The sequence below is a fragment of the Pseudomonas sp. GW823-FHT02C02 genome (assembly GCF_058797635.1).
The window spans coordinates 52,948-76,722 of the sequence record NZ_JBXAJV010000018.1 but is presented as its reverse complement, the minus strand read 5'-3'; the positions used below and the strand labels follow the sequence as shown (position 1 = coordinate 76,722).

Genomic DNA, 23,775 nt, shown 5'->3' with positions numbered 1-23,775 from the left:
GGGAATAGCAAGTTACAAGCGTGGCCGCTCAGTCATTCAATGATTAAATGGCGGAAAGTTGTTTTTGACGCGGTCTGAGAATAGCCAGCAAGGCAACCATCGCCAATACAGCACATAGCAATCCCAACAAGACGCACCCGGTCCAGCCGAAACGCTGCCAAAGGTACCCTCCCATGGCACTGCCGAACGCGCCACCACAAAAATTGCAGACCATGTACACCGTGTTCAAGCGGCTGCGACTTTCCGGTCTCAGAGAAAAAATACGCGTCTGGTTGGCAACTTGGCCCAGTTGCAGGGCGAAGCTGAGCAGATTGGCGCACACCAGCAACACAATAAAGTTATTGGACCAGGCGATGGTCAAGGCGAAGCTCAGGCCGCAGAGCAAGATAGAGACGAGGCTGATGGCGACTGTGCCAAAGCGCTCACACACCTTGCCGGCGGCAGGAGTCAGCAGGGTGGCGAGGGCGCCCCACAAGCTGAACAACCCGACATCAGCGGCGTTCATGCTGTAGGGCGGCGCCATCAGTTTGAACGCGATAACCGACCAGAACGCACTGAACGCTGCGAAGACCGCTGCACCCAGGGCGCATGACAGGCGCAGCAGCGGCTCGTGCCAGAACAGGTGCAGCATCGAGCTCAATAATCTGCCATAGGCAACGGACACCGCAGGCGTATCGCGCCGTGGCAGAACGCTCGGCAGCGCCAGTGCACACAGCACCATGGCAGAAGCCGCCACCCAATAGACCGACTGCCAGCCGAGGTGATCGGCCAACCATCCGGCAATGGCCCGGGACAGCAGGATCCCGGTGACCAGCCCCGTTTGTACCCAGGCAATGACGCGGCTGCGTTCGCCAGCCGTGGCCAGCCCGGCCAGGTAGGGGAGCAACACCTGCGGGATGCATGTGCCCATGCAGAGCAAGAAGCTGGCGCCTGCCAGGAATGAAAGATGGGTGGCCTGGCTTGCCAGTAATAACAGCACGCAAGTCCACGCCAGCAGTACGCGACAGAGTCGCAAGGGCGACACTCTGTCGCCCAGCGGAACGATCAGCAACATCCCCAAGGCATAGCCCATCTGCGATGCAGTGGCGATCCAGCTGGTTTGCCCGGCACCGGCGTGCAGGGTATCGGCGAAGACCGGCAGCAGTGCCTGGTTAAAGTAAACATTGGCCACCGACAAGCCGCAGAGTAAGGCAATGCCCGCCAGAACCAGCGGCGTGAAGTGTGTGTTGGGCGACATCAGGCATGGCTCCAAAGCGGCTTTCAGGTGTCCGATGAGAGACGCACGACATCGGATGCGGATTGAGTGCCGACTTCGCTTTGGCGCCCAAGAAACAGAAAGACCACGGCGGCAGTGAACAGCGTGAACATCGCCAGCAGTTGCAACAAGGTGTTGAACCCCGCGGTATAAGCCGAGCGCAGTACCGTCAGCGGGATTTGACTGGCGTCGGCGCTCGCGTGCTGGATGTCACCCATTACCAGGCGTTGCGCGATCGTTGAATAGTCACCGGCGAACAGTTGGACCGAGGTACTGAGGCTCAAATGGTGCGCGACCAGGGCCGTCAGCACCGCAACCGTGATGGCCAGGGCGACACCTTCGCTGGCCACCCGCGTTGTGTTGAAAATTCCGGCGGCCATCCCCGCCCGCTCCTTGGGGATCACGCTTATCGACAAACCATCCATCAAGCCCCAGGGCAGACCTGTACCGATACCGGTCAGCAGCATGGCCGCGATGATCTGCGCGTGCGCGCCGACCGGGATCGCACTCAGCCAGTAGAGCCCGGTCGCTGCAATAACGAAGCCGATGGCGCAGAGTACGCCCGCCGACAACCAGCGCGTCAGCGACGCAGCAATGATCGGAACAATCAGCATCGGGGCAGAAAGTGCCAGCATCATCAGCCCCGCTTCAAAGGCACTGGCCCCTTCCACGCCGATAAACCGAAACGGCAGCAATACGATCAAGACGATGTAGCAGTAGCAGGTACCGATCGGCAGGATCTGCACACCAACAAAGCGAGGAAACAGAAATAGCCCCAGTTCCAGCATCGGATGTTTCGCCCGATTTTCAACTACGACAAACAGCAACAAAAAGACCGCCGATGCTCCAAGCAGCGCGAGGATCACCGGCGAGCCCCAGCCTTGCTCGGGCGCCAGAATCACCGCCGTGGTGAACGAGATCAACAGGCCGGAAAACGTCAGCACGCCAGGCGTATCCAGACGTTGTGCTTGCGGGTCGCGGCTTTCGCGCATTTTCGGCAGGGCAAAGATCAAAGAAAGGATGGCAATCAGGGCGGTGCAAAGAAAAATGGCGCGCCACCCCATGTACTCGATCAGCAACCCCGACAGCAACGGACCGAAGGCCAGGCCAACCCCGAACGTGGTGCCCAGAAGGCTGAACGCCCGCGTCCTGGCATGCCCGTCAAACTCCTGAGCCAATGCCGCCGACCCGCTCGACAGGGCTGCCGCCGCGGCAATACCCTGCACGCCGCGCAACAGGTCCAGCCAGAGAATATCGGGCACCACCGCCAACAGGGTCGACACCAGTGCAAACAACGCCATGCCACACATGAACAGACGCTTGCGCCCATAGAGGTCAGCAAGGGTACCGGCGGCCATCAGCAAGCTGCCGAAGCTGAGCATGAAGGCATTGGTGATCCAGGCCAGTTCCGTGGGCTGGGCATCAAACGTTTGACCAATGAACGGCGTAGCCACTGCCCCGCCGGTAAAACTCATGGGTAACACCAGGGCTGCCAGGCAAATGGCAGCCAAAATGGAGTGCCGACCATGGGTCGGCAGCGATTCGGTCACTGAGTTCATCAAATCAATCCCTGCATATCTGTGAAGTATCCGTGCTGTCCAGGCCGAGGCACGCGATCGTTCACCCACTCTAGTTAGGATACAATCGAAGATAAACGGGCTTTTATTCCACTTATAATGAACCAAAAGGATGTAATCGAGGCATGGACAGTCTTAGTGGGGTGATCTCATTCGTAAAAACCGCCGAGGCGCTCAGTTTCATCAGCGCCGCCAGGACGTTGGGGATTTCTGCCTCGGCCGTGGGCAAAAACGTCGCCAAGCTTGAAGCTTCGCTGAACGTGCGGTTATTGCACCGCAGCACCCGCAAAGTCAGCCTGACCGCGGAGGGGCAGTTGTTCTATGAGCGCTGCCGCAAGATCCTTGACGATCTTCAAGATGCCCGGGCGATGCTTTCCCACGCCACACAGGAACCCCGCGGAAAGTTACGCGTCAGCTTGCCCACCATCGGCTATCGCTTTCTCTTGCCCCACATGGCGCGGTTCCGCAAAGCCTACCCGGAGATCGAGCTGGAACTGGACTTCAACGACCAACTGGTGGATGTGATCGATGAAGGCTTTGACGTGGTCATTCGCAGCGGCGGGCAGGCCGACTCCAAGCTGATGGCCCGCAAGCTGGGGCCCTTCAAGTTTGTCCTGTGCGCATCGCCTGATTATTTGCAGCGTAAGGGACGGCCTGTCACGCTCAGTGACCTTGAGCATCACGAGTGCTTGCGTTATCGATTTGTCACGACGGGCAAAATAATGGAATGGAGTATGTCTTCATCCCCCCAGATCACGCAGTTGCGCCTGCCAACCGCCCTGACATTGAACAACATGGAAGCCATGCTGATGGCCGTGGTGGACGGGCACGGCATCGCATTTGTCCCGGACTTCCTGGCCCGCGAAGCAATCGCCCAAGGGCGCCTGGAAACGGTGCTCGACGGTCACACCGAAGACCAAGGACAGTTCTGGGCGTTGTGGCCGTCCAGTCGCCATCTTTCACCGAAAATCCGCGTATTCGTGGACTTTGCTGCGGAGCACCTTTTTGCTAATCCTGCTGTAGACAACCCGGATGCGAGGCGCTCATGAGGCGACGTGGCGTATGAAGCAAGACATAACCCGCCAAGTGCGGGTTTTGTTGCATCTGGGGGTTGGTGATCTGTGGTTAGACACAACCGGGCCTATGCTGGCGGTCTACGTGCAAGGACGCCGCCATGAAATACAAATTACTGATTGTCGCGGTTGAAATGCCAAGATCTTCGCCACGCAGCTAATCCCCTTGTAGGAGCGAGCCTGCTCGCGATGGCGGTGTGTCAGTCGACATCCATGTTGAATGAACAATCGCTATCGCGAGCAGGCTCACTCCCACAAAAGCAGTCCATTGGACCGCTGGGATTCAAAGCACCTTCAAATCCACCGACACATGCCCCCGCGTCATCCGCGAATATGGGCACATCTCGTGCGCAGCGTCAGCCAGTTCTCGTTTCACCCTCTCTTCCAACCCGGGAAAGTTGACGTTCAACCTGACCGCCAATTGAAAATCCCCAGCGCCGGTTTTGCCCAGATCGACCTCGGCATCCACAGACGTGTCTTCCGGCAATTTGATCTTCATCTTGCCCGCCGCCACCTGTATCGCGCCGATGAAGCAGGCGGAATACCCCAGCGCAAACAGTTGCTCCGGATTGGTGCCCGGCTTGCCCGAGCCGGGCGAGCTGAATTTGACGTCCAGCTCGCCGTCGCTGGATTTGCCGGTGCCGGTGCGACCGCCGACTGTGTGGGTTTTTGCGGTGTAGAGAACGGTTTCCAGTGCAGCACTCATGACAGTGACTCCTGATCAGGATTGAACGACGGCGAGCTCATTTCGAGGCCTCGCCCAGGGTGCCGGTGTAGTGCGCCAGGCGTTTTTCGACGTCGGCTTTTTTCTGCAGGCCAAGCTCCATCAGTTGGGTGATGCGTTGCTGCGCCGCCGGGCGTTTGACCGAGCCGATGAAACCGTCCCATTCGGCGGCGATGGCTTCGTTGGGTGGAAGGCTGGCGGCGTCGACCAGGCGCTTGATGTCGGCGATCGACTGTTTGTCGAACCGGGCAATGCGCCGGGCCATGGTGTCGACGAATGCATCGAGTTCGGCATCGGGCAGCGCACGGTTGACGTAGCCGTAGCGTTCGGCGAGTTCGCCATTGATGTCGTTGCCGGTGAGCAGCACTTCCAGCGCGCGCCCACGGCCCATCAGCCGTGGCAGGCGAGCCATCGGACCGCCGCCGGGCACCAGGGCGGCGCCGATTTCCCATTGCGAGAGGATGGCTTTTTCACGGCTGGCGAAACGCATGTCGCTGGCCAGGGCCAGTTCGCTACCAACGCCGGTGGCGCGACCGCGAATGGACACTATCGAGACCACTGGCGCCTTGCTCAAGCGAACCAGCATATCGGGCAGCGGTGGCAGGCCGGTGGGGCCGTTGGGCAGGCTGGTGGTGTCGGTCAGCGGCGGGACGAAGTCGTAGTGGGTGAGGAAGAAGTCTGGAACGTCACTGTCGAAGACTACGACCACCACTTTCGGATCGGTCTCGATGGCCGTGACGACCTCATTCAGTTGCGGCATGGTCTCGGGGCCGTAGATGTTGTACGGCGGATTGTGGAAGGTGACGCGCCAATACTCGGGGGTGAGGCGGGTGAGCTTGATCTCCTGTTTTGCTGCGTGGGTGGACGGGGTCTTGTCGGGTGAAGCGGATGCGGTCGATGCTTCACCGGCGAGAGACGGGTCGGTGGCCGCCATGCTGGCGACAATGATCGCGGCATTGAATAGCTGCAGTCTCATGGGAAAACCTCCAGTTGAAAAACATGTGGTCCCCGCGAACAACGTTCTACAGTCTGAAGCAGATAATGGGCATGCCGGAAAGGTCCGGCTGAACAAGCCTAGCAGCGCAACTCCGGCTGACAAGTGACGTCAGTCGGACAAAAAAAAGGCACTGGCGATGATCGCCAGTGCCTTTTTTGCCTGAACCGTAACGTCAGCGAGACAGCATGAAAGTGTCGTACTCCAGATCTTCCAGCGCCGTCGAAAGCCTGTGCAAACCCAGCAATACACAAATCAGCAACGACAGCGTAAACCCATACCCGAAGAAGCTTGGCCCCAGGTACATGCTGAACAACGTCAGCATCGCGTTCAACACCGCAAACAGCACGCACAGCTCCAGCACCACGGTGCGCTTGTCGAGGTAGAAGAACACGTTGAGCAACGCCATGAACACCACCTGGATGCTCACACCGATCAGGTCGATGTAGAACAGCGGCAGGTAATAACTGGAGATACCCAGCCATTCCAGCAGGCGCGGCGCGAACAGGAACAACAGCACCGCCGTCAGCCCCTGCACCTTGCAGATTTCCAGCAGGCCCTGGCGGATCGACAAGGTCATCTCGGTTTTCAGTTGCCCGATGTGTTGCAGGGTTTCACCTTCGCGGATCGCCCGGAACAGACGGTCGTACCACTCGGCAAAGTCGGTCTCGATGCGCACCAGAAACACCGCCATGCCGGGGATGATCGCCAGATACGCGAGGAAGATCGGCAAGTCGTAGAGGATCGAAGCGCGCAGCGGGCCGACGATTTCGTTGGAGGTGCCGGGATTGAACCAGAACAGGAATTTGTCGATCCAGATCCCCAGGTTGTAGAAGAAACCGGTGGCCAGCAGGCTGAGGAAAACGTTGCGCCGGTCGAGGAAATCGAAGGCGATCAGTTTCTCGGCGCGGTACTCGCGCAGGATGTCGTAGAGGAACAGGAACAGCAGCGTGCTGTGCCCGATCAACAGCGCCAGCAGCAAGCCCGGCATCTGCAAAAAGCTCAACAGGTAGGCGCTCGCGACCATCAGCGTGTAACCCACCAGCATCACCAGCAGAATGCGGTTATAGGCCTTCATCCCCGAGAGGAAGATGATCACCAGCCACAAGTTGCACAGCACCACGAAGTTCGCCAACACCAGTACGCGGTAAATCAGCGGTTCATCGAACAACAAGCCCAACACGACGATCCCCAACAACCCGGCGCCTAGGGTGACCAGCAACAACACCCCCAAGAGGTTGGGCAGGATCTGATCGTACTTGTGCTCGAACAAACGGTCGGAGACGAAGCGCGTGAAGAACAGCTGCAAGCCGCCCGTCAGGATCAACGAAGTGGCCATCAGGTACGTCACCGTCACCAGGAACTGCCCGACCAGCATGTTCGGCAGCAACAGGCCGATGCTGATGATGCCCACCAGCATGACACTGATGATCGACAACACCCACGGCCCGGAGCTGATCAGCCCGGCGTAGACGTAGGCGTGCAAGGTCGCCGTGTAGGAATCACGCGAAAGGATTTTTCGCAGTTCAAAGCCAATACCGGCCATTTAGCTGTTCTCCATGGCGGCTTGATACAGGTCGCGATAACGCTGCAGCATCAAGGCTTCGGTGTAATAACGATTGACCCGCAACAAGCCGCTGGCTTGGGCGGCCTGCCAGCGTCGCGGGCTGCGCAACAGTTCAAGGATCGCGGCGCACGTGGCTTGTGGGTCGGCAATCGCCACCACTTTGCCGGCGTGTCCGAGGTCACGGTCTTCGGCACTGCCGCCTTCGATCAACTCGCGGCACGAACCCACGTCGCTGCTGACCACCGGCGTACCGGCGGCCCAGGCTTCGAGGATCACCAGCGGCTGCGCTTCACTGATCGAGGTCAGCACCATCAGGCCGAGTTTCGGCAGGATGTCCTGAATGCGCTGGAAGCCGAGGAAATGCACCTTGCCTTCCAGGCCCAGACTGGCCATCAGGCTGCGGCATTCGCTGACGTATTCCGGGTCTTCCTCTTCCGGGCCGACAATCCAGCCCTCGGCTTGCGGCATCGCGCTGATCACGCCGCGCATCGCCCGCAGATAGGTTTTCACGTCCTTGATCGGCACCACACGGCCGATCAAACCGACTACAGGCGCAATGCCGTGGGCGCGGGATTCCAGCGCTGCGGTCCACATCGGCAGGTCAATGCCATTCGGAATGACTTGAGTACGGGTCGCGAGGGCGCCGTCCTTGATCTGGCGCTGACGGTTGCCGTCGTAGAGCGCGATGATGTTGTCGGCGCTGTTGTAGGTCAGTTGACCAATGCGCTCGAAGAAACGCACCCACAAGGTTCGGATGTAACCCGAGCCGGCATCGAGGCTGCGGTTCAGCGCCTGGCCGGAACTCTCGGCGATCCAGCTGGCCTGGGCCAGGTCGATCTTGCGTTCCTTGGTGTAGATCCCGTGTTCGCTGAGCAAGTAGGTGCAATTCCAACGCTGCTTGAGGATGCAACCCAGAAAGCCCGCGTACCCGGTGGAAATCGAATGCAGCACCCGCGCCTTCGGCATCCGTTGCGCGGCTTCGGCGAGCATCAGCAACGGCGACTGCATCGCGCGCAGGGTCCAGAAATAATTGACGAAGGACGGATCGGCGCAATGCTGGCGATAGCCTTCGCTCAGCGACTCCCAACTGGCGCGGCTGCGCAGCACGTCGTCGAGGGTCATGTGGCCCTGGGCGATGCAGTCGAGCAAGCGTTCGCCCAGGGCCGGGTCTGGCGCATCCGGGTGATGCAGGAAGCGATACAAATCCTGCAATTGCTGCGGGTCAGCCTCGCGCGGCTCTACGTGCGTGTTGGTCGGATGGGTCGCATCTTCGAGGAACACTTCTTCGATGTGCAGCACGTTGGCCGGTATTTCGTAGCGCCGGGTCGGATAGGCCTGACGCTGGCCGCCGATGAACATCACCGAAAAGGTCAGTTCCGGCAGGCCGAGGATCATCTGGTGAATCCAGCTGGAAACGCCGCCACGCACGTAAGGCCAGGTGCCTTCGAGCAGCAGACAGATGTCGGCAACCGGTGCCTGTTCCTTGTGACTCATGTCCAGCTCCTGACCAATGCGGCGAACGGCGGCCGCTGACGGGTTTCCTCGGGAAGACGGGCGAGCAAACCGGGAATTTCGTGGTAACGACCGGCCTCGAACGCCAGCTCGGCGCGAAACGGCAGCACCTGCGCCGCGCCCATGCCGTTCTCTTGAGCCTGACTCAGCAGCACTTCGGCACGCTCGACATCGCCACGCTCCAGCGCGATGCGCCCGGCCAGCAGGAACAGCTCACCGCCCTCGCCCGCTTTCAAGCCTTGCTCGGCATGTTCACTGGCCTGGGTCAGCACGTGATCAAGCACGCTACCTTGCGCCAGGCCCAGATACGCCAGCTCCCAATACCAGCGCGCCAGCCGGCCGTGCAGCGCACCCGCCGTTTTGGCGTTGGCGTTGACCAGTTCGCCGAGCGCGATCTGGATGTGCAGGTTGATGTCGCTTTCCTGCTTGTCGAGCATCGAATACGCCAGCAGCCGCACATCGTCACTCGGGTCACCGAGGGCCAGTTTGAGGATCGGCACCGCTTCTTTGCCGGGCATGCGCCGAGTCGCCAAGAGGGCGGCCAGACGCTGATCCGGATCCGGGGCATGGCGCAACACGTCCTGCAAACCGCCATCGGCAAAGATCGGCGAGTGCAGTTGCAATTGCGCGCGGAACGGCAGTTTCGGGATGCCCACCGCTTGCCACGCTTGCTTGTCGCGTTTGCGCGGCAGGTACAGCGCCGGGAAAATCGCCGCCACCACGCCGACCGCGCCGAGCACCGGCACGAAGAACGCCAGGCTGAAGATAAACAGCGGGCTCCACGGCAGCGGCGAACGGTAGCGCGCCGGCAGCAACAGCCACACGGCCGCGCACAACATCACGCACGCCAGGCCGTGGCTGAGGGTGAACACCAGCAATTGTTGCAACTCGGGCGCGGTGAGCCACAAGCTGGCCCAACTGCCCGCCTCTAACAACAAGGCTCCGCTAAACAGCCACTTGCTGATCATTCAGGCCACACTCGTTGAACAGGAAATTACGCAGCCCGTTGCGTTCACAGCCAGGCTCCAGGTTGAACGGCAACACGCGCACGCCGAGGCTGTCGAGGCTGCTTTCAATGCCAAAGTGCTCGTGCAGCATCAGGTTCATCCGCGCCAGATAACCTTCGGTGCCTTGCGGACTGGTCAACGGCAACAGCACCAGCAACAGCTGATGATCGCGGTTATTACGCAGCGGCAATTGCAGGTCGAGGCCACGCTGGCTGCGCTCGAACAGGCGCGACAGCTCATCGTTGGGGCGTGTCAATTCGAAGGCAAAAAGGCCGGCCGCCAGTTTGTGCTGCTCGACATCTACCAGCGAACGCTTGAGTTGCAGCGTGAACTGCTGCGCATCGGCGTCGGCCAGTTGAAGCACTTGCGGGTCGCGGCGCAGCAGGTCGGCGATGTGCCCGGCGAGCAACGCCAACAGGCTCAGCGTGCGATCCTGGAAGGCGAAGAACGGCATCTGCCGCACCGCCAGAATCGCCAGCAAACGACCTTCGGCATCGATCAGCGGAATGCAGGCCTGCAATGACGAGAATTGTGCCGAGCTGCCGGCATCAATCAGTTCCTGACGCACGCTGACCAGCTCACCACGTTCCAGGCACAGCTTGACCAGACCGTCTTCGGTGCCCAACGGCCCCATGACGCCGATGGTCGCCAGGGCTTCGGGCAACACGTTCTCTTCGCGTTCATCGACGCGATACAGCCCGGCCACGCGCAGCGCACCGTACTGACCGAGCATGGCCACGATCGGGTCGGCCAGCGCGGCCAGTGCATCGCCTTCGTCCGGCATCACCCGCAGTTTGTCGCGCAAGCCCAGCAACGAACTGCGCAAGCTTTGATCGCTGCCCGCCACGCGCTGCTCCAGCAGGTCGTGGGAGACCCGCAAAATCTGGTGCGCGCGGGTAAATTCGTCGAGTCGATACTGGCGGTAATCGTTGGCCATCTGCAGACGCTGCAAGCGCCGTTCCCACAGATCGCGAACCTCGCCCACCAGCATGCCGCTGACCAGCACGCCGACAATAAACGACGGATCAAGCTGCGCGTAGGCTTCATGCCCGATATAGCGCAGCGCAAACAGCGCCGCCACCAACAGGCCCGCACTGAGCAGGCCACGCACAAAACCATAACGCACACCCAACAGCAGCGGCGCCAGCACCGGCCAAGGGAAACCGGCGTGCATTTGCAACGGGTCTTGCGGGGTCAGCCACAAGCCCAGGCCGATCGCCGCGCCGGTGACCAACAGCGTTTCCAGCCAAGACACCGGGCCGCTGGCACGCGGCGCGAGGCTGTAATCCATGTGAGGAGAATTCATTGCATTCACTCGAACCGAAGGGCGCCAACAAGTGTGTCGAGCACCGTTTGCGCGGTGCCGGCGAGGCTTTCACGGGACCAGCCCGCACGCGCGCCGCTCTTGCTCCAGAGCACACGACCGCTGCTGGCCTCGAGCACGCGCAGGCTGATGCCCACTGCCGGTTCGCCGTCCAGACCGTTCTTGTACTGCCACTCTTCAACGCTGCCAGCGACCACGTAATCAAGCTTCTGATCACGTGCCCAATCGAGGGCGCCGGCCAAGCGTTCGTTGTCGTCCATCAGCGCTTGTTCGCCCTGCGTACTGACCGGGTAAACACGTGGTTGCAGACCGTGGCTGCTGAGCACGCTGAGCAGGATCTGCTCGGCACGCTCGCCGGCTTGCGGAGTTTGCGAGTAGTTGATCATCGGCACGGTGCCCCACTTCGCAGTACGCGCAAAGTTCGGGCTGGTGTCGCCGGTGAAGCTGGCGCAACCGGCGACGAACAGGACTGCCAGAGCCAGGCTCAGATTACGAATTGCTTGCATCAGTTTTTCTCCCGTAAACATTTCATGATCAGCGTCCGAATCGCACGCCGTAGCTCACACCCAGTGTTCCGCCCGCCTGACCGTCCCCGCCTTGTGGCGCGGATTGGTAGCCAACGGTGAGGGCCAATTCGTCACCGCCCAGCACCTCGACGCCGATCCCGGTGTTGATGCCGTAGTTGAAGGTTTGATCCAGCCATTGCCAGCCCGCCGTCACGTCCACCAGCCAGGTGTATTGCGGGCGAGTACGCACCAGGGCGCCCGGCAAGCCGCGACGCCATGAGCTACCGACATACAGTTGGCCGTAACGGCTTTGCAGCAGATCGTTGGCCGTCACGATCGCGGGATCGTCCGAGTCATCAACGCTTTTCACCGGACCGTCGTTGGCGCTGGACAGGTACTCCAGCGTGCGGTCCTTGACGTTGTTGTGCTGATAATCGACACCGCTGCGCACGGTCCAGTTAGGTCCGGCGAATTCCAGCGTGTGGTTGTATTCCATCTTCAGCGCCTGGCCGTTGCCCAAGGAATCGCCCGCACGAGTCGAGAACGATTTCTGCGCCACTTCCCAGCTGATCTGATCCCGCGCCGAGAACCCGTGACGACCGCCGACCCACACACTGTCGTGCTGGCCGAAAGCGCGCATCAGGCCGCTGTCTTCGCTTTTGCGGTGCCAGTCCAGACCGGTCTCGATCTGGTCACTGGCGCTCAACTGCCAGGTCCGGGACAGGCCCAGGCCAGTGCGGTCGTCGTCCTTGCGCTGGCTGGTGTCGGCGAACAGTTTGTAGCCGCCGTCTTCCACCGAACGTTGCAGGGTCAGCGCAGCGTTGCGCTCATCGCCTATGCGCGATTCGATCAGCTGATCGCTGTTGTAGGTGCCATTCTCCAACTCAAGATTGGCGTACCACTGAGCGCCAAGGTTGTGCGCGATTTGCAGGCGCGGGGTGTTGAATTCCAGGCCACCGAAATCCTGTTGATGCCAGGACAGCTGCGCGCCCTGCGGCGTCAATTCCTGCAACTCGGCAGCCTGACGGCGCAACTGCTCGCGCACGGCAGCCGGTTGATCGTCACCCAGCGCGGACTGGCTGAGGTCTAGAGCTTCGTCGAAGCGGCCGAGACGACTCAAGGCCTGGGCGCGTTGCGCCGGGTTGAGGTCGCTACTGGCCAACAGCGTTTCGACTTGCGCCTTGTTGCGGCTGCGCAAGGCTTGCTGGATTTCTTCGTAACGCTGAACCTTCAAGCCTTGGCTGCGCGCCCACTCCAGCCACTGGTCTTTCTGCGATTCCTGGTTCGTCGCGTCGAGACGCGCCAGCAACCGCTCGAACCACAATTGCAGCATGGCCGGCGAGCCGTCTTTCCACTTCGCCACCTCCTGCTGTGCCTTGGCCGGCGAATAACTGCTGGCCATCAAGCGCAACCAGATCGCATAACGCTGGGACGATGGCTGAATGTTTTCGCCTTCGGGGCTGCGCAGCAGCTTCAGGCGCAACCGTTGGGCCGCGTCCTGATAACCGGCGCTTTCCAGGGCATCGGCGTAGGCCGCACGCACCAGCCAATCCTGCGGACTGGTCTTGAGGTACATCCGATACCAGGCCAACGCTTCGGTATCGCGACCGAGCATCTGGCTGGCACTGGCGAACGGCAGCCAGAGGATTCGGTCCTGACGCGCCTGGGGTTTCCATTCCGTCAGCAAAGGCTTGAGCGCGGCGGTGTTGCCTTGATCAACGTACAGCCACATCAGGCGCTCGCGGAACAGGTTGTCATCCGGGAAACGCGACAGGCCCAACAGGTACAAACGCTGCGCCTCGTCGATATTTCCCTGCTGCACCGCCAAGGCACCGCGAATCGCCAGCACTTGTGCTTGCTCGTTGGCTTCCGGGTATTGCTCGGCGTCTTTGAGCAGCGCGACCACTTGCGGCCAGTCCTGCAATTCCTGGGCTTGCTGCAAGGATTCAACCAGACGCTGCGGATCCCGGGTGCGCTTCCAGCTGCCGACCATCATGGTCAGCGCCCGCTTCGGATCGCTGGTGCGGTACATCGTGATCAGCTGACTCTCGTCGCCACTGTTCAGCGAACCCTTGAGCGCGAGGAGTTTCTCCAGGGAAAACTGCAGCTCGTCATCGAGCTCCAGATCCCACGCCAGCGCAGCACGCAAGCGCCAGTAACCCTCATCGGTGATCTTGCGGTTATCAACCTGCAATACCTCCCACGCCGCCTGATTATCAAACAGCTTAAGGTCGGTATTGGCCCAGTCGATGCGCTCGGTCGTCGTCAGCGCGAAGCGTTTCGAGTAGCGCTGATAGACCTCGGTTTTCTGTGCGAACTGCCCGGTGTTTTCCAGGTTCTGCAGCAGGCGTGTCCAGGCCAGGCGATGCGCCGGGTACTTGCGCAAGTAGGCGTGCAACCAGGCTTCGGCCTGGGCCGGTGTGCCGCGCGATTCGTGAGCGTAGATCAGCGCATCGAGTTCGACGTCGGTCAGCGCACGTTGCTCCATGATCTCGGCGAGCAAGGGAATCGCATGGTCAAAGTCGAACTGCTGACTCGCCAGACGCCAGGCGTGTTCACGGGTTTGCGGGTCTTCGTGCAGTTTCAGCAGACGAATCCAGTAACCCAAGGCGGCCTGACTGTCGCCACGCCATTCGCCCAGATGCCCCATTTGCTCGAGCAATGCCAAGTCATCCGGGTGCTCAGCCACCAGCTGCTGACCACTGTCCCACACACCGGCCAAATCGCCGAGGGCCAGGCGCATGCTGAATTCCTTGCGCAGGATTTGTGGGTTGTCCGGCTGCAACACGCGCCACTGATCCAGAAAGCGCTGCGCCAGATCAAAGCGCTTGCTGCCAACGGCAACGTCGACGCCCTGCTCCAGCCACGGCGAGTCGGTTTGCGGATCCTTGAGCTGATCCAGTTCATCGGCCAGTACGCGCGCGGCCTGTTCACCGCGACCGGCGGCCAACAGACTGTTGAACGCCAGTTGCGCGTATTCGCGACGCTCGGACGCTTGTTGGCTGTCCTGTTTGAGCAGCAGATAAATGTCGGCGGCGCGACCAGGTTGCTCACCGGCCAGGTACCACTGCGCGGCGGACTTGAGCGAAGCGATGCGCTGGGCCGGGTCGCGATCGGCGATTTCTTCGTAGACGCTGGCAGCGAAAGCTGGCGCCTGTAAGGTCAACGCCAGCTTGGCCAGGTTGTGCAATTGCGGCAGCGGCAACAGGCGGTGATCGAAGCTTTGCAGGCGTTCGATCAAGGCTTTCTGCGCGATCGGATCATCGGCTTTCGCCGCTTCCAATGCATCGAGTTCCAGCCGGTAATAGGCCTGCAACTCAACGACCGGTTTCGGCCAGTTCTCAAGGTGCAGGCGCGCTTTCGGGTAGTCGCCGAGACGGATCAGCAGATCGACCAGTTGCAAGCGCAGGTGATCGTCATCCGGGTGCGCGGCCAGCAGCAATTCGGCGTAGTTGGCCGAGACCGCATCGGGCTCACGGCCGTCCGGCTGGAACACTTCTTCGCGCTGGAACGTCAGCCACAACAGGCCGCCCACGGCCACAGCCACCACCGCCAATGCCCAGGGATTGAGCAGGCGGCGGCTTTTAGTTGCTGAGGCGTTAGATGCAGTAGAGCTGGCCATGACTCACCTGCTTCATTGGTAATTGAAAAGTCCACAGACCGGCGGATGCCTTGCCTGCAAAAGTTTGCCCGTCCACTTCCACCCGGCAACTGCTCGCCGAGCGCACGGAGAAGCTCAGGTCCACTTGACCGGCAAACGAAAAGCTCACGTGTTTCTCATCCACATATTTCCAGTCCACCAACGGCAGGTTGGCCTCCTCCAGCGCCGGCCGTTCATCCCGGTCGGGACGCAACACCAGCAACGCCTGGTCGCTGCTCAACGCCACATACCGGCCTTGCGGCAAGTCACGAACACCGGCGACGCCTTGCGAACGCAGCAGGTCCGGCCAGCCCATTTGCGGGTCGAGTCGTAGGGTGCGCAGCGCGTCCATGCCGCGAACCTGCCAGTCACCCTCGGCGGTGCGCGCCAGACTGGCCTGATACAAACCGTGCACACGATCGAGGTAGTCGCTCATCCACAGCGACATCGGTTGCTGGTCCTTCATGTAGCCGTAGATCTCGTTCATCGCCTTGATCGAGGCCTGCTTGGTGCTCGAATAGAAGTGGTAATACAGGTGCAGGCCGCGCAAGCGCCGTGGGCTGTCGGTGAGTTCGAAGGTGTCGATCACATCGCGGAAACCGTAATACGGCCCCTTCCACAGGTTGGTGTAGAGGTTCTCGTTGATGATCGGCGCGTAGTACTGCAGGCCGCCTTCGGTGGGACGCAGCAAAGGATTGAGGCCGGTCAGCGACGGGTTGGCCTTGGTCAGCATGGTCTCGGCGCCGTTGACGTTTTTCAGGCCCGCGTCGTAGGCCAGCTTCAAGGTCGCTGCCGAGGGCAAGGCATCGCCCGGCCAGAAGACCAGCTTCACCGGTTTTTCCGGGGTGGTGAGCTGCTGGTTGATGTAGTCACGCGAGCCAAAAATCTCGCGGCGGAAATCGATTTTGTCGTAGCCCGGAATGGCCATCTTCAAGCCGTATTCCGGGTTGAAGTTCTCACGTTTCTGCGCCACTTCCGGCTGCATGAAAAACGGATGGCTGAAGGTGTGGGTGGCGACTTCGACTTTCGGGTTGGCAAACAACTCACGGGCAATGGGTTCCAGTTCGCGCGCCAGGAACGGGAACATGCCGCGCGGTGAAATCTCGCCTTCGACGATCGACACCGAAGTCAGGAACGGGTTGGGCCGGATGAAATCGTCGAGCACCTGCTTGCCGGCATACGGCGTGCCGCGCACTTCAGCGCGCGACGGAAAACCATCGCCGTCGATGTGCACGGTGGCGATGCGGCGGCCGTTTTCGGTGGTGGTGTCGGGGCGTGGCTGAACCGGCAGGCGTAAGCTGGCCTGGAGGAAAGCGAACGGATCGAGAATCCAGCGGCTGCGCTCGTTATTCGTTTCGAGAATGTACGGCGCAAGGGCAACACCGCCCCACTCGGCCGTCGCCACCGGGGCAAATGTCTGGCCGTCGGCAGCGGTCAGCAGCAACGCGGCTTTCGGGCCTTTGGGCAGCAGGGAGATTGCGGTCAGGTCACGGGACCGGGGCTGCACCGGGGCTTCGAACGCGCCGATCAGCGCCTTGTCCTGATAGCTGATGGTCAAGGCCTGAGTACCGATCGGCGCCGAGCGGTTCAGGCCCAGTCGCTTGAGCAGCAGCGGGTCTTGAATCGGCAGGCCGGAAAAGAACACCACTGGCACCTGTTCGTCCAGACGTTTGCCGATCCAGCTATTGAAAGCCGATGCGTCCTGCGGCGGGCCGCTGGTCATCCAGGTCACGATCCCGGCGTACAAACCGCTGAAACGGTGCTCCGGCAGCGAGCCGTCGACCGGCAGGTAATCGACCCGGTAGCCGAGGTATTCGAGCAAACCGCCGAGCAAGGTGTGCCCGGCGTTGCGCACCAGATCGCCTTCGCGCGGGTCGTAAAGCAGCGCGATTCGGCGCGGCTGGATTTCGATGCTGCTGATGCCCATCGAGTCCAGCTCTGGCGTGCCGATATAGGGAATGAAGCCCTCATCGCGCAGACGCTTGGCCAGTTTGCGCGCTTCATCGCGGCGCTCCGGCGGCAGATAGTCAATCGCTACCAGCGGAATACCTTTGGCGCGCAACGGCTGGATCTGGGTTTCCAGCCATTCGCGGTCGGCTTCCGGTACCGGGCGATAACGCTTGGCGGAAGCATCCCAACCGGCATGAATCGATTCGATCGCCACGGCGGCGGCCACGCCATTGAGGTCGGGCAGCACTTCGAAGCCACGGTTGAAAAACAGCTTCAGGTTTGGCTGACGTTGATGCAATTCCCGCAGGAAACCGGCGAGTGCCACACGCTGTGTTTCTCGCGCCGACTCCGGCAGCAACTGGAAGCTGTCGAGGGTATCGAGGAACAACCCGGCGTAGCCTTCGGCTTGCAACGCCTTGGCTCGGCCGAACAAATGTTCACGCCAGGCAGGTGCCGCGAGGTCCATGACCTGGCTGTCCCACGCGCCATTGCGCACCGGGCTGACCGCTCCCGTGAGGGATGCCTTTTCGAGCTCGGCCTTGCCACCATGGAACTCGCCCACCGACAGGTAGGCGAACGGTTGGCTGCCCAACTTGCGCAGGGTTTTGACGTCGCCCGCGGTCAGATGCCCCGGCTCGACCACTGACCAGTCGAACTGAGCCAACTCGGAAATGGGTGGTTGATCGGCGTACCAGAAAACCACGCTGGCGGGTTGCGGCAATGCTGCGGCCTGAACAGCGGGCCCACTCACGAACAACGCTAAAGCGGCGAGCAGCCGTTTAGCGGCCGCGCGGACACGCGTCCTGCGAAAAACGATTTCCATAACTCACTCTTGAATGGACTGAACCGATACTGCTTGGATGTCGGACAGTGGAACCGGCCGGGTTACAGGCTGCGAATAAGCTGCGACAGCCCCTTGCCGATGGCGGTCGGTTCCGGGAGCTTGAAACGCTCCAGCAGGCGACTGTTGTTGGCGCGCGAATGGCGAATGTCGCCTTGACGTGGCGCGTGATGAATCACCTTCAACGGGCTGCCGGTGACGGTGCCCAATTCGGCGATCAGATCGTTGAGGCTGGTGGAACGACTCAGGCCAACGTTCACCGCGCCGGGGCTCGGTTCACTGACTTCCAGGGACTGCACGAGAATGCTCACCAGGTCCTGGACATAGACGAAGTCGCGGGTCTGCGAACCGTCGCCGAAAATCGCCACCGACTGCTCGGCCAAGGCCAGCTTGGTAAAGATGCTGATCACGCCGGAGTACGGCGATGACGGATCCTGGCGTGGGCCGAAGATGTTGAAGAACCGAAAGATCATCGGCTCCAGACCATGTTCGCGGCGATAGAAATCGAGGTATTGCTCGCTGGCCAGTTTGTCGCTGGCATACGGCGTGAGCGGGGATTTTGGCGTGTCTTCGTGAATCGCCGTGCCTTCGCCGTTGTTGCCGTAGATAGCAGCGCTGGACGCGAATACCACGCGCTTGATCCCGGCCTTCAACATGCTTTCGCACACGTTGAGGGTGCCGACGAAGTTGCTTTGATGGGTGCTGACCGGATCATCCACCGACGCTTGCACCGAGGCCACTGCGGCCAGGTGAACGACAGCACCGCAATCGCGCATGGCTTGTGCCACTACGGCGCCGTCCGCGACATCACCGATGACCAGGTTCAGATTGGCATTGTCCATCGGCAGATTGCTGACTTTTCCAGTCGACAAATTATCCAGCACGCGAACCTTGTAGCCCTTGCCCAGCAAGGCTTCTACGAGGTGCGACCCAATAAAACCGGCACCGCCAGTCACCAGTATTCGCTCAACAAACATGAAATCTCTCCCTGAACATTAGAGCGGATACGAGTGGTTGAAGTCCGCCAACTTTGTGGCGCAAGGCCATCAAAACGCGGCCGATAATGGGAGATCAGATTGGCACTGTCAATACTTTGTCTAATTTATCGCCGAGCGGTAATTCGCCCCTAAAATCGTCACTTATTTGACGGCAGTTATCAGTTACAGGCCGTCATACAATTGCCACTTCTGACCCGCAAACTCCGTCTGCGCCGGAACTCACGCCAGGCTTCAAGCCCTCCTCATCATCGACGCTTCAGCTCAGCTTCGCGAATCAGACCGGCGCGCTGGCGTGAAGCCTTGGGAGCATCATTTCAAGCACACGATATGATCAGATGAGCTGTAATCAATTTGGGTCGGGCTATTGAGCGCTGTCGCGCTTGCAGGAAATCAAACATGAACATCTGGCTTGCCGCCGCGCTTGCGGCCATTGTTTCCCTGTCTGCACAAGCGGCCACTAAAGTTACGCCACGAGTCGAACGAGTCACTTTCGAAAAAGGCGCCGACGCTGTCGAGTTCAACCAGTCGATCCAGGGCCCGCTCACCGCGCAATACCGAGTGAGTGCAAAGGCGGGCCAAATACTGACCGTCGACCTCAAGCCTTCCAATACCTCTGCCTACTTCAACATCACCGCCAAAGGCGCGGACTACGCGCTGTTTAACGGCTCGATCATGGGCAACCATTTCATGGGTCCGTTACCCGCCGATGGTGAGTACACGGTTCAGGTGTACCTCATGCGCAACGCGGCACGGCGCAATGAGGTGGCGAACTACAACCTTTCATTGAACCTCAGCCCCGCTGATGCCTCGGACAGCACTCGACCGTTTGACCAGACGCTTGAATTACAGGGCATCCGGTTTCATGTGACGACGGAGGGGATCGATGACCACCGTGTGCTGCGTATTTCACCTCAAGGGCTGGAAACCGATAATTCAGACTTCACACGGCCATTGACGGGAAACGTCGTCCGGGCCGAGGTGGCGGACCTTGATCGGGATGGCTCGCCAGAGCTTTACGTCTTTGCCCGATCACCGGGACGCGGGTTACCGGGTGAGCTCGTCGCCTACTCGGCGAATCGCAAAAAATCGCTCAGCGAGATTTATCTTCCGCCGGTCAGTGAGGACGTCGAGGCAGCCGAGGGCTATCAGGGCGAGGATGAGTTTGCGGTGGTGGAAAATGTGCTGGTGCGGCGGTTTCCGGTTTATGAGAGTGCGGACGCCGGGGCCGGGAGGACGGGGAAGATGCGCGAGGTTCGGTATCGGTTGATGGCTGGGGAGGCTGGGTGGGTTTTGCGGGGGGATGGGGTTGCGGAGTATTGAGCATTCGGCAACCAGAAGCTGGGCGTACAGCCCTAGGAAATTTCCTTCACGTTGTGACGACCATCATGAACTGGAACCTTATACGCAAATCTGTATCCTTCCCTCCCAACTGATTCGTCACCTTTTTATGCGTGGGAATGAGCCGGACACCGGTCCGGAAAAGGTCGACGAGAGGTTTTCTAGAGCTTAAAGTAAAAAATTAACGACGTCACACTCAAGCAGCTACCTTGTAAGCAATGGACTGGTAGACACGGAATGCGCCTAGAAGATCAAGGTCAGCACCAAAATGGCACAAGTTAATCCAAAAATATTGGTCTGGGCTCGCGAGACTGCCGGGCTCTCCGAGGACGAAGCGTCCAAAGCATTAAAGCTTGGTGGCTCTCGCCTGTCCGGAAGCGAAACCCTTGGACAATATGAATCCGGTGAAAAGCAGCTATCCCGCCCCCTCCTGCTCAATATGGCAAAAGTCTATCGTAGACCATTGCTTACCTTTTATTTACAGGCACCTCCTCGAAGCGGCGAGCGCGGCGAGGACTTCAGAACCATACCTGAAGATCGAAGAATCGAAGAGCAGGGCAAACTTGACGCGTTGGTCAGAGACGTCTATGTACGTCAACGCCTTGTCAAAAGTGCATTGGAAGACGCTGACGAGGCAAATGAATTAGCGTTTGTGGGAAGCTTAACTTCCGACCTTCCCATCGATATGGCAAAACGCAAGATTTGCGAAGATTTGAATTTTGATCTTGAGCGTTTTAGAAAGCTAAGGACCGTGGAAGACTCCTTTTCTTATCTTAGAGAGCTAACCGAAGCCCGCGGAGTCTTTGTATTATTAATTGGAAACCTAGGAACTCATCACTCCAACATTAGCGCTGACGTATTCCGGGGGTTTGCCTTAGCAGACAGGACATCACCATTCATCGTAATAAATGACCAAGATGCCAAAACAGCATGGAGTTTTACACTTCTCCACGAACTAGCTCATATTTATCTTGGCCAGACAGGTATCAGCGGCGGATTCTCCGAGATAAAAATAGAGCGCTATTGTAACGAAATCGCGAGCCAAATCCTCTTACCTAGAGAGGAAATATCAAGCCAAGAATTCGACAGTAGTAATCTTGAGTCATTCATTAAGGATATTTGTAGGTTCGCTGCAGCAAGAAAAATTAGCGGATCAATGGTTTCATACGTTCTTTTCTTACTTGGAAAAGTACCAAAAAGTAAATGGATAGAAGCATCTGAAAAGCTACAAGAGCTTTGGCGCAAGGAAAAAGAGGGCAAAAAAAACTCTGAAAAGAAAGGAGCTCCAGACTATTACGTCGTACGGCGCCACAGGGTAGGAAGCGCACTTGTGAACTTGGTGGGAAGAAGTATGGGTGAAGGAATACTTACCGCGACGAAAGCAGCTAAAGTTCTGGGTGTTAGCCCTGGCAATGTACCTGCAATGGTGGGCATGCGATGACGCCTCCATTGAAGAAAATTTATCTTCTCGATGCTAACGTGTTAATTAACGCACACGGCCTTTACTACCCAATAGATATGATCCCTGAATTTTGGGAGTGGATAAGGCACAAGGCTACTGAAGGCCTTATAAAGATGCCAATCGAAACATTCGAAGAGGTAAGGGGTGGAAAAAAGGATTTGCTCACTATTTGGATGCATGAAAAGGAAACCCTTGACCACCTAATGCTGAAGGAAGACGTTGATGGCGAAGCCCTAAACTCCGTTCTATCAACAGGATACGCAACGGACTTAACGGATACAGAAATTGAGCAGGTTGGAAGAGATCCCTTTCTAGTTGCCTACGGGATGAATACTAGACAGACAAGATCAATCGTATCTGAAGAAATATCAAAACCTAGCAAGCAACGCGCAAATCGTAAAGTTCCGGACGTGTGTAGCTCTGTCGGAGTGGAATGTTGCAATACATTTTCGATGCTGAGAAGTCTAGGATTCAAAACTGGCTGGAATAAATAATTCAAATTCATGCGACATTGTGCCAAAGTACCACTCGCGGTGTTTGTTAAGCCAACAAAAGAAACAGAGACAAATCGAGACTAATTGGGAGATGAGTACTCTTCTTCTATATCGCTAAGAATTACACGACAACCGACCTGATGATCAGACTCGGTTGGCATGGAGCACCTCAATGATTCCGAGCAAGCTAGGTTTTAGTAAAGGCACCAAGAGCCCATTTGCTGACTTTATCCGTAACGCTAAGTCCAGGCAGAAAAAACGTATCTACAGCGAAGTGCTGGAGGAAGCTACCAAGCAGCAAAACCTCGTGATGATGGAAGCTAAAGCCAAAAGAGGTTAATTGACTGCTCTCATAAGAAGCCCGGCCAGTGTCGGGATTTTTAATTTTTCGTTCAGACCTCAAGCACGAGCTTTGCAAGACGTAAACCATGGTAACGACCTCGGCTATAGCTATCGGCACTCCCTCAAAAGACATCATTCCCTGATCCGTTAGGTGATCGGTAAGCATGTAGTCCCCATCCTAGGAAACTTCCCGCAACTCGTGTCGACTTTCATGAACTGGCGGAAGCGGTTCTGCATCGATAGCCTTCAGGTGTCGCTACAAAACAGCGATCGGCTTTGACAGGCCAAAAAAGTGTAACCTTTCACTCCTCCTGATCAGGCGGCATGCTAGCGCGCATGCAGTCTCGTTTATGGCGGCTGTGCGCGGGGCATCTTCGGATGCACCGGGTTCTCACACTTCCGGTCTGTCAACCCGTGTACAGCTGCCACCCAATCCTGTTTGACAGCAGGGGATTGGTAGCTTCTCTCAATAGTGTGAGGAACTTCATCATGAAAAAGATCACCCCAAATCCGCCCGAATCTGCCGCACTTTCAGAAGCAGACACGCCCGATTTAAGTCAGCTGTCCGAAACCACAGAACGCATCATCAGCGCCCGCCTCCGCAACCCAAACCACTCCGATCCCATCAGTCACGTTTTCACCCTCCTCCCCGACGTCGACACGCCAACCCTGCTCGCTCACGCCTGCGAAACCCTCGCCTCACTCAACGTCATGACCACCGACCTGGCCTGCGACCTCGAAGGCTCGCGCCGCAACGTGGCACTGGCGATTCAGCAGTTGGCGGTGCTGGGTGAACTGTTGGTAAACCGAGCGCTGGACAATCTCGACCCGCCCGATGGCTTGTCGGAAGTTTCGTCCGCCCGCCACCACTGAGGGTCGCGCTCTTTTACCAAATGGAGGTTTTGTCATGGATCGATACATGCCTGTCACCGGCATCGACTGCACCATCGCGTCGCTGCTGATCGACACCGAAGCACCGCTGGACGTATTGCACGAAACTGCGGCTTACCGAATTCGCACGGCAACTCAATTGCTGGAGAGTTTTGCTGTGAACGAGGGGGTTCACAGTGAACTGGCGCGGGTGTTGGTGACTTCGCTGCGCGATGGCTGCGATTTGATGGATGTCGTTGGGCGAAGATTGCAGGCGCAGGTTTCGTCGATGTAACAAAAA

Annotated in this window: 19 protein-coding genes; 7 read left to right on the top strand and 12 right to left on the bottom strand. The window is 58.9% G+C overall.

Translation table 11 applies throughout. From position 1 onward, the window contains the following. Positions 1–43: 43 nt before the first annotated feature. Positions 44–1,237, bottom strand: coding sequence for an MFS transporter (locus AC1ROI_RS26835; protein ID WP_083375080.1), 1,194 nt, complete (start codon positions 1,235–1,237; stop codon positions 44–46). Positions 1,238–1,260: 23 nt separating this feature from the next. Further along, complete coding sequence (locus tag AC1ROI_RS26830; protein ID WP_083375081.1) at positions 1,261–2,814, bottom strand: MFS transporter; 1,554 nt, start codon at positions 2,812–2,814, stop codon at positions 1,261–1,263. A 143-nt stretch (positions 2,815–2,957) separates the two neighbouring features. On the opposite strand from AC1ROI_RS26830, the gene AC1ROI_RS26825 reads away from it, so the two are divergent. Further along, positions 2,958–3,881: a LysR family transcriptional regulator gene (locus AC1ROI_RS26825; protein WP_083375082.1), complete on the top strand. Its 924-nt coding sequence runs from the start codon at positions 2,958–2,960 to the stop codon at positions 3,879–3,881. A 307-nt stretch (positions 3,882–4,188) separates the two neighbouring features. Here AC1ROI_RS26825 and AC1ROI_RS26820 read toward each other — a convergent pair whose 3' ends face one another. From AC1ROI_RS26820 to AC1ROI_RS26775, 10 genes are all read right to left on the bottom strand, one after another. Then, positions 4,189–4,611 carry an organic hydroperoxide resistance protein gene (locus AC1ROI_RS26820; RefSeq protein ID WP_102593588.1) on the bottom strand — a complete coding sequence of 141 codons (423 nt, stop codon included), beginning with the start codon at positions 4,609–4,611 and terminating at the stop codon, positions 4,189–4,191. A 37-nt stretch (positions 4,612–4,648) separates the two neighbouring features. Continuing rightward, positions 4,649–5,605, bottom strand: coding sequence for an enoyl-CoA hydratase/isomerase family protein (locus AC1ROI_RS26815; protein WP_172792225.1), 957 nt, complete (start codon positions 5,603–5,605; stop codon positions 4,649–4,651). 193 nt (positions 5,606–5,798) lie between these two features. Then, positions 5,799–7,169, bottom strand: coding sequence for an exopolysaccharide Pel transporter PelG (pelG, locus tag AC1ROI_RS26810; protein WP_010463655.1), 1,371 nt, complete (start codon positions 7,167–7,169; stop codon positions 5,799–5,801). After that, positions 7,170–8,684: a GT4 family glycosyltransferase PelF gene (gene pelF / locus AC1ROI_RS26805; RefSeq protein ID WP_010463656.1), complete on the bottom strand. Its 1,515-nt coding sequence runs from the start codon at positions 8,682–8,684 to the stop codon at positions 7,170–7,172. Next, complete coding sequence (locus AC1ROI_RS26800; RefSeq protein WP_010463659.1) at positions 8,681–9,670, bottom strand: tetratricopeptide repeat protein; 990 nt, start codon at positions 9,668–9,670, stop codon at positions 8,681–8,683. The genes pelF and AC1ROI_RS26800 overlap by 4 nt, the downstream gene beginning before the upstream one ends. After that, complete coding sequence (locus AC1ROI_RS26795; RefSeq protein WP_042932393.1) at positions 9,648–11,015, bottom strand: PelD GGDEF domain-containing protein; 1,368 nt, start codon at positions 11,013–11,015, stop codon at positions 9,648–9,650. Before AC1ROI_RS26795 ends, AC1ROI_RS26800 begins: the two co-directional genes overlap by 23 nt. Before the next feature lie 5 nt (positions 11,016–11,020). Further along, entirely contained in the window at positions 11,021–11,539 is a 519-nt protein-coding gene (locus AC1ROI_RS26790; RefSeq protein ID WP_010463662.1) for a hypothetical protein, read from the bottom strand. A 28-nt stretch (positions 11,540–11,567) separates the two neighbouring features. After that, the gene (locus AC1ROI_RS26785) at positions 11,568–15,161 is read right to left on the bottom strand and encodes a tetratricopeptide repeat protein (protein ID WP_102593587.1); all 3,594 of its coding nucleotides are present in this window, start codon (positions 15,159–15,161) and stop codon (positions 11,568–11,570) included. Then, positions 15,139–17,952: a bifunctional glycoside hydrolase/polysaccharide deacetylase family protein gene (locus tag AC1ROI_RS26780; protein WP_102593586.1), complete on the bottom strand. Its 2,814-nt coding sequence runs from the start codon at positions 17,950–17,952 to the stop codon at positions 15,139–15,141. The genes AC1ROI_RS26785 and AC1ROI_RS26780 overlap by 23 nt, the downstream gene beginning before the upstream one ends. 62 nt (positions 17,953–18,014) lie before the next feature. Beyond that, positions 18,015–18,947, bottom strand: a complete 933-nt coding sequence (locus AC1ROI_RS26775) for an NAD-dependent epimerase/dehydratase family protein (protein ID WP_102593585.1) — start codon at positions 18,945–18,947, stop codon at positions 18,015–18,017. Positions 18,948–19,364: 417 nt separating this feature from the next. Between AC1ROI_RS26775 and AC1ROI_RS26770 the strand changes: the two genes are divergently transcribed. The 6 genes from AC1ROI_RS26770 (at position 19,365) to AC1ROI_RS26745 (ending at position 23,769) form a co-directional block, all read left to right on the top strand. Further along, positions 19,365–20,288, top strand: coding sequence for a hypothetical protein (locus AC1ROI_RS26770; RefSeq protein WP_102616840.1), 924 nt, complete (start codon positions 19,365–19,367; stop codon positions 20,286–20,288). A gap of 286 nt (positions 20,289–20,574) precedes the next feature. Continuing rightward, a complete protein-coding gene (locus tag AC1ROI_RS26765) occupies positions 20,575–21,747 on the top strand; it encodes an ImmA/IrrE family metallo-endopeptidase (RefSeq protein WP_102595864.1) in 1,173 nt (390 codons plus the stop codon). Further along, entirely contained in the window at positions 21,744–22,262 is a 519-nt protein-coding gene (locus AC1ROI_RS26760) for a DUF4411 family protein (RefSeq protein WP_102595865.1), read from the top strand. Before AC1ROI_RS26765 ends, AC1ROI_RS26760 begins: the two co-directional genes overlap by 4 nt. Positions 22,263–22,434: 172 nt before the next feature. Beyond that, entirely contained in the window at positions 22,435–22,602 is a 168-nt protein-coding gene (locus AC1ROI_RS26755; protein ID WP_169856481.1) for a hypothetical protein, read from the top strand. A gap of 491 nt (positions 22,603–23,093) precedes the next feature. After that, positions 23,094–23,477 carry a DUF6124 family protein gene (locus tag AC1ROI_RS26750; protein ID WP_102595866.1) on the top strand — a complete coding sequence of 128 codons (384 nt, stop codon included), beginning with the start codon at positions 23,094–23,096 and terminating at the stop codon, positions 23,475–23,477. 34 nt (positions 23,478–23,511) lie between these two features. Further along, positions 23,512–23,769, top strand: coding sequence for a hypothetical protein (locus tag AC1ROI_RS26745; protein WP_077747354.1), 258 nt, complete (start codon positions 23,512–23,514; stop codon positions 23,767–23,769). The last annotated feature ends 6 nt before the right edge of the window (positions 23,770–23,775 follow it).

Excerpts from the sequence above, each read along its gene's own strand:
- AC1ROI_RS26785 (WP_102593587.1), bottom strand. The coding sequence starts at position 15,161 with ATGGCCAGCTCTACTGCATCTAACGCCTCAGCAACTAAAAGCCGCCGC.
- pelF (WP_010463656.1), bottom strand. The coding sequence starts at position 8,684 with ATGAGTCACAAGGAACAGGCACCGGTTGCCGACATCTGTCTGCTGCTC.
- AC1ROI_RS26755 (WP_169856481.1), top strand. The coding sequence starts at position 22,435 with ATGATTCCGAGCAAGCTAGGTTTTAGTAAAGGCACCAAGAGCCCATTT.
- AC1ROI_RS26800 (WP_010463659.1), bottom strand. The coding sequence starts at position 9,670 with ATGATCAGCAAGTGGCTGTTTAGCGGAGCCTTGTTGTTAGAGGCGGGC.
- AC1ROI_RS26770 (WP_102616840.1), top strand. The coding sequence starts at position 19,365 with ATGAACATCTGGCTTGCCGCCGCGCTTGCGGCCATTGTTTCCCTGTCT.
- pelG (WP_010463655.1), bottom strand. The coding sequence starts at position 7,169 with ATGGCCGGTATTGGCTTTGAACTGCGAAAAATCCTTTCGCGTGATTCC.
- AC1ROI_RS26835 (WP_083375080.1), bottom strand. The coding sequence starts at position 1,237 with ATGTCGCCCAACACACACTTCACGCCGCTGGTTCTGGCGGGCATTGCC.
- AC1ROI_RS26750 (WP_102595866.1), top strand. The coding sequence starts at position 23,094 with ATGAAAAAGATCACCCCAAATCCGCCCGAATCTGCCGCACTTTCAGAA.
- AC1ROI_RS26830 (WP_083375081.1), bottom strand. The coding sequence starts at position 2,814 with ATGAACTCAGTGACCGAATCGCTGCCGACCCATGGTCGGCACTCCATT.
- AC1ROI_RS26790 (WP_010463662.1), bottom strand. The coding sequence starts at position 11,539 with ATGCAAGCAATTCGTAATCTGAGCCTGGCTCTGGCAGTCCTGTTCGTC.
- AC1ROI_RS26820 (WP_102593588.1), bottom strand. The coding sequence starts at position 4,611 with ATGAGTGCTGCACTGGAAACCGTTCTCTACACCGCAAAAACCCACACA.
- AC1ROI_RS26815 (WP_172792225.1), bottom strand. The coding sequence starts at position 5,605 with ATGAGACTGCAGCTATTCAATGCCGCGATCATTGTCGCCAGCATGGCG.
- AC1ROI_RS26745 (WP_077747354.1), top strand. The coding sequence starts at position 23,512 with ATGGATCGATACATGCCTGTCACCGGCATCGACTGCACCATCGCGTCG.
- AC1ROI_RS26825 (WP_083375082.1), top strand. The coding sequence starts at position 2,958 with ATGGACAGTCTTAGTGGGGTGATCTCATTCGTAAAAACCGCCGAGGCG.
- AC1ROI_RS26775 (WP_102593585.1), bottom strand. The coding sequence starts at position 18,947 with ATGTTTGTTGAGCGAATACTGGTGACTGGCGGTGCCGGTTTTATTGGG.
- AC1ROI_RS26780 (WP_102593586.1), bottom strand. The coding sequence starts at position 17,952 with ATGGAAATCGTTTTTCGCAGGACGCGTGTCCGCGCGGCCGCTAAACGG.
- AC1ROI_RS26765 (WP_102595864.1), top strand. The coding sequence starts at position 20,575 with ATGGCACAAGTTAATCCAAAAATATTGGTCTGGGCTCGCGAGACTGCC.
- AC1ROI_RS26795 (WP_042932393.1), bottom strand. The coding sequence starts at position 11,015 with ATGAATTCTCCTCACATGGATTACAGCCTCGCGCCGCGTGCCAGCGGC.
- AC1ROI_RS26760 (WP_102595865.1), top strand. The coding sequence starts at position 21,744 with ATGACGCCTCCATTGAAGAAAATTTATCTTCTCGATGCTAACGTGTTA.